Below are 2015 nucleotides of genomic sequence, written 5' to 3'. Positions count from 1 at the left end.
GGGGGGACTTCCCACCATTAGTCAAGCTCCAATGGCGACCGAGTACGTCGCCGACCGATCTGGTTGGTCGAAATGCGAAGAAACTCGTTGAGCGGTTGCGGGGCGCTGCCCCGAACCCCGGGACTTTCGGACTCCACGAGCAAGTCTCTGGAGCGAACTGGAACGTTTTGTGATCACGCGCACAACGGCGAGCAAGCTCGCCCGGGGGCCAGCCCCCGAACCCCCGGAGTTTTCGGAGGCATGACTCTGGCGTTCGATGGCTCTCAGGGAAGAGGCGAAGGGCGGGCGCAAAGATCGCAATCCCCGCGCCCGCCGGCGTCATCGACGCGCCATCGATCCGGCTATCCCTTGCCCGGGTGCTCTCCAGCAGAGCCGGACTCTGTTTCGCCGGACGGCAATACCATAGGAATTCGAGTCGGCGCGGGCAAGCGGGCGGGCTAGATGTCGTTCTCATGCTGCAGGCACCAGAACGAGCGGTGCAGCGGTGCGCCGATTCGCGTCATACAACGTGCGGTCCTTGAGCATGCGCAGCAGAACATCGAGAAGCCGATCGACTACGCCGCGGATAGCGCGCGCATGACCGTGGCCGCGTTGTCGCAAACGCGCGTAGTGTTGGCGGCAGTGCTCGTCGTGCTGCACCGCGGTACGCCCCCAGTGATAGAACGCATTGCTCAGACGCGGATTGCACGCACGGCGACGTTGAACCACCAGAAGCGACTTGCCGCTTCGTTTGGTCACCGGTGCGATTCCTCCCAGGGCGCGCAGCGTGCTACGCTCCCCGTGCAGCAACACTGCGTGCGCCTCGGCGAGCACAGCGGCGCTCACGATCCTTCCGACGCCTGGCAGGGAGCGGAGGATCGCAACGTCGCTGTGTTCGTCCGGGGGCCGATCCTGCCCCGACGATACGTCTTCGGTGTCGGCCTGTCCGCAGCGATCGAGCAAGCGATCGATATTGCGTTGCGATTCTTTGAGTTGCGCCATCACCGCTCGCAGCTGTGGCAGCAACGATTCGATGCGACGTACCACGCCCTCGCGCACTCCGTCTGCGGCGGTGAAAGACGCAGCGCGCAGCTTCTCGCGCACCTCGTCAGCGCCGATGCGTCGAATGTGATGACGACGCAGGATGATCTCGATACTGCTCAGGCGTATCTTCTGCGCGGCCTGCGGATCCGGAGCGCGCTCGAACAATTCCCAGATCCAGGGCTCGGTCACGTCACCGATCGTCAACAGTTGCCCATAGTAGCGTGTCACCAATTCACGCAGGCGGTTGGTCAGCCGAGTGAAGTCAGCGCGCAGGTCCTCGTAATTGTGGCTCTCCTCACGCAGTTCGATCCACTTCGGAGCGCCGATCGCAACCGGCCAGAACGCGCGACGATCGGTGCGCAGCGCACTGGCCAGCGCGTGCGCATCACGCCGATCGTCCTTGGCCCCCGCCACCGTGAAGCGGTCACGGAAACGATCGAGCTGCTTGGGGTTGATCGAAAAGACCTTCAGGTCCGCATCGACCAGAGTCTCGACGATGACGCCGTGCGGAACCTCGATGGCCACCCCGACGCCGGCAGGATCGCCACCGGCCAGTCCAATCACCTCGTCGATGATCTTTCGTAACGCGCTGACCTCATGGACGATCTTGCGCTCGAAGATCACCTTTCCCAGGGCATCGAGAACGCACACCTGATGTTCTTCGCGACCCCAATCGATACCGACAAACACCTTCAGTTCCTCTTCCACTTCAACACCTCCTCGATGAATGTTTCGCCTGGTCCGACCCACCGCGTCGATCTACCCTGTACTGGCACTCACGCGACGTCGATGACCTCCAACGCCGGCGGCGCAACTTCCCACTGGATCTCTACGATGGGTGACCTGCCGGGGCGCGAGTCCCCCCCAGGCGCTCTCGATGGCACAGGGGGCATTTGGCACTCCCGACAGGTCGGCCCAAGCTGTCGTCCTCCCTATCACAATCGCTGGCGTGCGATCACGATCGATTCCGACACTGGAGATGGTACAGGGGG

1 protein-coding gene is annotated in these 2015 nt (G+C 63.1%); it reads right to left on the bottom strand.

Going from position 1 to position 2015, the window contains the following annotated elements; translation table 11 throughout:
* Nucleotides 1-450 precede the first annotated feature (450 nt).
* Complete coding sequence (locus tag HY852_RS08930; RefSeq protein WP_291604093.1) at nucleotides 451-1731, bottom strand: IS110 family transposase; 1281 nt, start codon at nucleotides 1729-1731, stop codon at nucleotides 451-453.
* Between the last annotated feature and the right edge of the window lie 284 nt (nucleotides 1732-2015).

This window comes from Bradyrhizobium sp. (assembly GCF_016213215.1).
GTDB lineage: Bacteria > Pseudomonadota > Alphaproteobacteria > Rhizobiales > Xanthobacteraceae > Bradyrhizobium.
The sequence above is the reverse complement of the archived record's forward strand: the minus strand, read 5'-3'. Positions and strand labels throughout refer to the sequence as shown.